The sequence below is a fragment of the Alloalcanivorax balearicus MACL04 genome, from assembly GCF_025532145.1.
GTDB lineage: Bacteria > Pseudomonadota > Gammaproteobacteria > Pseudomonadales > Alcanivoracaceae > Alloalcanivorax > Alloalcanivorax balearicus.
On record NZ_ARXS01000021.1, the window covers coordinates 68,136 to 74,385 of the forward strand.

A 6,250-nucleotide genomic window follows, 5' to 3' on the forward strand; every position below is an offset into this window, starting at 1 on the left:
GGAGACCGTTATGAACAGCGCCTTGCAACGAGCCACCGATGACATCGCGCCGGTGCACATGGAACGCGTGCGCGCCATCGCCGAGGGGCCATTGGCGGCGTTGGCCAATCGCATCGATCACGACGGCTACTATCCCCTGGAGGTACTCGCCGCTCTCGGTGAGGCCGGCGCCCTCGCCGCCCATCTGGAAAGCCACGGTCAACGCTTTGATCTGGCTGTCGATGCCATGCGCGAGGTCAGTCGCCACTGCGGCACCACCGGCTTTCTGATCTGGGCCCACCAGGTGTGTGGACTATATATGGAGCAATCCGGTAATCCTCACCTGCAAGGCACGCCGCTGCAGGCCCACCGCAGTGGCCAGACTTTCGGTGGCACCGCCCTGTCCAATCCGATGAAAGCGTTATCCGGCATCGAACGCATGGCGCTCATCGCCAAAGCCGACGGCCACGGCGGCTATCGGGTATCCGGTTCTCTGCCGTGGGTCAGTCACATCGGGCCGGGCCAGTATTGCGGTGCCCTGGCATCAATCCGCGACGATAAGGACCAGCCCGCCGGCGAACTGATGTTCCTGCTGCATTGCAACGACCACGTCACCCTGCGCCCCTGCCCCACCTTCTCGGGAATGGAAGGCAGCTCCACCTGGGGACTGCGTCTGGACCATTATCCGGTAGTACCGGAACAGATCATCGCCGAGCCGGCCGCGCCTTTCGTCTCACGTATTCGTGGCGCTTTCATTCTGTTGCAGATCGGCATGGCCCTGGGTGTGGCGGAAGGCGCATTGGACAGCATGCAGGAAGTGGAAAGCCAACTGGGCCACGTCAATAAGTTTCTGCATGACCGTCCCGAAGCACTGCGGCGCGAGTTCGACGACATGGGCCGGCGACTGGCGGGCCTCACCGGCACGCCTTACGCCACCGATCGCGACTATCTGCTGGATCTGCTGGACCTGCGCGCGCAAGGCGCGGAGTTCGCTCTGCGCGCGGCGCAGTCCGCCATGTTGCACCAGGGTGCCCGGGGTTATGTGATGAGCGCCGCGGCCCAGCGGCGGCTGCGCGAAGCGCAGTTCGTCGCCATCGTCACTCCAGCGATCAAGCACCTGCGCTGGGAAATGGATCGTCTTTCCCGGGAGGAGTGGCCGCAATGACAACCCGTCCCTGGAAGCAATACATCTGTCTGGCCTGCGGTCTGATTTACGATGAGGAGAAAGGCGATCCGGATGGTGGCCTGCCGCCGGGTACCCGCTTCGAGGACATCCCGGAGGATTGGGAGTGCCCGTTATGCGGCGTCGGTAAGGCGGATTTCGAACCGTATGAGCCACCACCACATCCGGTGGTGGAAACCCCGGCCACGGCCCATCACCAGAACGATGAAGAACCCGTGGTGATCGTCGGCGCCGGCATCGCTGGCTGGAGTGTGGCGGAAGCGCTGCGCGGCCTGGACCCGGCGTTGCCGATCACCCTGGTCACCGCCTGCGACGGCCACCGCTATCACAAACCTGAATTATCAGTGGCGCTGAGTCGCGGCTCCGGCCCCGAGGATCTGGTGCAACAAACCGGAGCGGATGCCGCCCAGCGACTCGGTGTGCGGCTGTTACCACAAACCTACGCGGTGGGATTATCCACCGACAGCCGCCAATTGCGTACCACACGCGGTACGCTGCGTTATCGTGCCCTGATCCTGGCCCATGGCGCCCACCCGCTGTTGCCGGCGGTCTTGCCGCCGGAGCTGTGCTGGCGGGTCAATCATCTGGACGGCTTCAACGGCCTGCGCCGCGCTTTGGCCGGCGGCTCGCGACGGGTGGCGGTGGTCGGGGCCGGCATGATCGGTTGCGAGCTGGCCGAGGACCTGAGCGCCAGCGGCCACCGGGTCACCTTGCTCGATCGCCAGTCCGCTCCGCTGGAGACACTGCTGCCGGAAGCGGCCCGTCGACGCCTGCGCCAGCACCTGGAAGAATTCGGCGTCACCTTCCTGGGTGCCACTGAGATCACCGGTATCAACGCCGTGGGTCAAAGCAAGCACATCGCCACTAACCTCCATGGCCTTATTGAAGTCGATCAGGTGGTGGTGGCCACCGGTCTGGTCACCAGTGGCCGGCTGGCACGACAGGCCGGGCTGGCGTTCGAAAACGGCATCGTGGTGAATCCCCGTACCCTGGCCACCAGCGCTGATCATGTCTACGCCCTCGGTGACTGCATCAGTCTGAGCGGCACACCCTGCCGCTTTATCGAACCCATCGCCCACCAGGCCCGGGGGATCGCTCATGCCATCACCGGCAGTAGCGGAGGTGACTATCAACATCGGGACCCGGTGATCCGTCTGAAAACCCGACGTCTGCCGATCGTGCTGCGCGGTTGTGGCGACGTCGCTCTACCCTGGCGGACCTTGGTGGATGAACCGGATTACCTGCATCTGGAACAACGGCGCGGCCACCAGGTGATCGCCAGTCTCAGGGTCGGACGCCGCTAACCCCCTTTCGTCTCACATTCATCATTTTCCATTGATTCAGGAGTGCCCCATGATTGAACAACGCAACGAAATCCCCCACCTGATCCTCGCCGCCAAAGTGCGTAAAGGGCTGAGCTGGAGCACCATCGCCGACGCCCTCGGCCAGAGCAAGGAATGGGCCACCGCCGCCTGCCTCGGCCAGATGGCACTGGACGCGAACCAGGCCAGAGCAGCGGTGGAACTGTTCGAACTGCCCGAGGACGCCGCCGCCTGGTTACAGACCGTTCCGCACAAAGCCGCCGATAATCTGGCCAGCGACCCTCTGGTTTACCGTCTCTATGAGGTCATTCATGTCTATGGCGGCGCCATGAAGGAACTGATCCATGAGGAATTCGGCGACGGCATCATGAGCGCCATCGATTTCGACATGGATATCCAGCGTCAGGACGATCCCAAAGGCGACCGCGTCCGCATCGTCATGACCGGTAAATTCCTGCCCTACAAACGTTACTGATCATTCCTCCCCGTGGCCGGGCCCTCTGGCCACCCCTCCATATGACATAAAATCTCATTTACAAATGAGAACCATTACTATATAAAGTGACCTCAATCAGGCCATCATCCGGCCCTTTCGCCGGCTCTCCTCTCACAGAGAGTGGGGAGCCACTTTTTTTATGACAGCCGCCCACGGGCCGTCACAGAGGTGACATTAAAAAAACGCCCGATTCGAAGGCTTGTCATTTTTTATTTTTTCGAGAGGTTTGCCCGTGTTGTCATCACTTCGATTCCCGATGGGTGCCCTTCCCCGCGCCGTTTTGGCCGGCACCGCCACCCTTATCGCTCATCACGCCCTCGCCGAGGAACAGAGCCCGCACGTGCTGGAAGCCGTGACGGTGGTGTCCGCCGCCGGCTTCGAGCAGCACATCGCCGACGCTCCAGCCTCGATTTCGGTGATCGACCGGGAGCAACTGGAAACCAAGAGCTACACCGATGTCACCGATGCGTTGAAGGACATTCCCGGTGTCACCGTCACCGGCGGCGGCTCTCGCCAGGACATCAGCCTGCGCGGTATGTCGCCGAAGTACACCATGATTCTGGTGGATGGCCGTCGGCTGTCCGGCCGCGAGGCTACCGCCAACGGCAATGACAGTGGTCTGGAGCAGAACTATCTGCCGCCGTTGCGCGCCATCGAACGCATCGAGGTGATTCGCGGGCCGATGTCCTCCCTCTATGGTTCCGAGGCCATGGGCGGGGTGATCAATATCATTACCCGAAAAGTACCGGAACAATGGCTTGGTTCCTTCGGCGCGGAGGCCACCCTGCAGGACAATGCCAAGTCCGGTAATGCCCGTCAGTCCGATCTGTATCTCGCCGGCCCGTTACTGAAGGACAAACTTGGCCTGCAGGTGAACGGCCAGGTTCGTCACCGTGACGAAGATGAAATCCTGGAAGGTTTCGAGGAACAGAAAGTGCGCGGCGGGGGCGCCAAGCTGGTGTTCACTCCGGATCAAAGCAACGAGATCGGATTGTCCTATCAGGAAACCCGCCAGGAGCGTAACGGCTCACCGGGCAAGTATTACGAAGAAGGTTCGGAGCCCTCCAATCGTCGTTTCGACAAAGAGGTGGCGGCGCTCACTCACAACGGCAACTTCGGTAACTGGAGCACCGACTCCTACATCCAGAATGAAAAAACCGAGAACCCGGACCGGGTCGGTGAATTGCGTAACGGCATCACTCTGGAAACTCTGACCGCCAACACCCAGGCCACCTGGTTCGGCGAGCGGCATATCATCACCGCCGGGGCGCAGTACAAGGACGAGGAGCTCACCGACTACGCCACCAACCGTCTGCCCACCAGCAGTACCACCGAGATCAGCCGCTGGCAGTACGCGGTGTTTCTCGAGGACGAATGGCGTCTGACCAATGATCTGTCGCTGACCGGCGGACTGCGCTTCAACCAGGACGAAAATTTCGGCGATCACGTGTCACCACGACTGTACGCGGTGTACCACCTGAATCCGGCCTTGACCTTGAAAGGCGGTGTCTCCACCGGTTACCGGCAGCCTTCCCTGCGCGAAGCGGCGGATGACTGGGGCAGCATCACCGGCGGCGGCGGCTACCCGGCCGGCCATCCGCGCGCCATCATCAAAGGCAACCCGGACCTGGATCCGGAAACCAGCATCAACTATGAGATGGGTCTGGCGCTGGATCTACCGTCCGGTTTCGCCACCAGCGTGATGCTGTTCCAGACCGACTTCAAGGACAAGATCACCGAATACCGCGAGTGCGATAATGGCGGCGACCGCAACGATCCCAGCACCTGGAGTTGCGATTACGAAGGCCAGACCTATATGTTCGTCAGCGACCGCATCAACGTGGACGAAGCGCAAATGCAAGGCGTGGAAGCGACACTGGCCTGGCATCTGACACCAACGGTGCTGCTGAACACCAGCTATACTTTCACCGACTCCGAGCAGAAAACCGGCGAATTCAAAGGCGAGCCGCTGAATAAAATTCCACGCCACATGATCAACGCCGGTGTCGACTGGCAAACCACCGATCGCCTGCAAAGCTGGGTAAGGGTCAATCACCGCAGCCGCACTTCGGACTATCAGTCGCGCACCAGCATGGCCGACGGCACTCCCGGATATTCCATGGTCGATCTGGGCCTGAACTACCGCGCCAGCGAAAATCTCACGCTGAAAGCCGGCGTTTACAACGTGGGGGATCGTCAGGTCACCAACGCCGACTATGAAATGGTGCTCGATGGTCGCCGTTACATCGCCGGCCTGGTGGTGGACTTCTGATGGACCGGCAGCGACGCCATCTTTCCCTGGGCCTGCTGGCCGCCGCCGGTTTGTTGGCCATACCCGGCACGGCGGCGGCACGCCCGGATATGACCCGCACCATGGGCACCACGGTGGCGGACACTGGCCTTGCCGGCTATCGCTTCGAAAGCCGCGCCTTTGCCGGAGCCAGAGGCCGGCGCCGGCACCGGGTGTGGCTGGCAATCCCCGAGGGCACGCCGCCGCCAGTCGGCTTCCCGGCGCTGTATCTGCTTGATGGCAATGCGGTGCTGAGCCGGCTGCGACCCGAGTGGCTGACAACGCTTGGCACAGACACGCCACCGGTACTGGTGATGATCGGTTACGACACCGATCTACTGTTCGATGGCGATGCCCGTCACTACGACTACACGCCGGCGCCAAGGGGGCAGACCTCGGTGCGAGACGCCCGGAGGCCGCAACGGGAAGGCGGCGGTGCCGCAGCCTTTATCGAGCGGATCGAGTCCGCGATCACACCCTGGGTGGCCAGCAGGACCCAAGTAGATCCAAACCGCAAAGCGCTCTGGGGCCATTCCTTCGGTGGCCTTTTCACGTTGTTCACGCTATGCACCCGCCCCCAGGCTTTTCATCTCTATTTGCCGGTAAGCCCTTCCCTGGGTTGGGCGGATAATCTATTGCAGCAATCTCTGGATCATCTGGCGGCGCAACCGCCGGAGCGGAACACCCCGGTCTGGCTATGCCGTGGAGACAACGAAGTGCGCATCACCGCGGAGATGGATGCGGAACAACTCCGGCAACGGAAACGGCAGGGTAATGCCGCCTTCAATCGCTTCGCCGATGATCTCGACCGGATCTCGCGAGTCGAGGTGCACCGCCGCCTCTATTCCGGCCTTGGTCACGGTGACATGTTCAGCGCCGCCCTGCCGGAAGCGCTGCGCATCGCTTCGGGGCTTACTCCCGAGCGGGAGTGGGACTGACCGCGTCCAGACGGATGCAGCAGCCCTGCACATAGGCACTGC

The 6,250-nt window shown here is 62.0% G+C and carries 5 protein-coding genes; all 5 read left to right on the plus strand.

All coding sequences use genetic code 11. From position 1 onward, the window contains the following. The first annotated feature begins 10 nt into the window (after positions 1-10). The 5 genes from MA04_RS16290 (at position 11) to MA04_RS16315 (ending at position 6,208) form a co-directional block, all read left to right on the plus strand. Complete coding sequence (locus tag MA04_RS16290) at positions 11-1,144, plus strand: acyl-CoA dehydrogenase family protein (RefSeq protein WP_262461595.1); 1,134 nt, start codon at positions 11-13, stop codon at positions 1,142-1,144. Next, positions 1,141-2,466 (plus strand): FAD-dependent oxidoreductase, encoded by a 1,326-nt coding sequence (locus tag MA04_RS16300; protein WP_394356161.1) that lies wholly within the window; start codon positions 1,141-1,143, stop codon positions 2,464-2,466. The genes MA04_RS16290 and MA04_RS16300 overlap by 4 nt, the downstream gene beginning before the upstream one ends. A gap of 49 nt (positions 2,467-2,515) precedes the next feature. Beyond that, on the plus strand, positions 2,516-2,959 hold the full coding sequence (gene cynS, locus MA04_RS16305; RefSeq protein ID WP_163124070.1) for a cyanase: 444 nt from the start codon (positions 2,516-2,518) through the stop codon (positions 2,957-2,959). 277 nt (positions 2,960-3,236) lie between these two features. Then, entirely contained in the window at positions 3,237-5,252 is a 2,016-nt protein-coding gene (locus MA04_RS16310) for a TonB-dependent receptor domain-containing protein (protein WP_262461597.1), read from the plus strand. Continuing rightward, positions 5,252-6,208 (plus strand): alpha/beta hydrolase, encoded by a 957-nt coding sequence (locus MA04_RS16315; RefSeq protein ID WP_262461599.1) that lies wholly within the window; start codon positions 5,252-5,254, stop codon positions 6,206-6,208. The genes MA04_RS16310 and MA04_RS16315 overlap by 1 nt, the downstream gene beginning before the upstream one ends. The last annotated feature ends 42 nt before the right edge of the window (positions 6,209-6,250 follow it).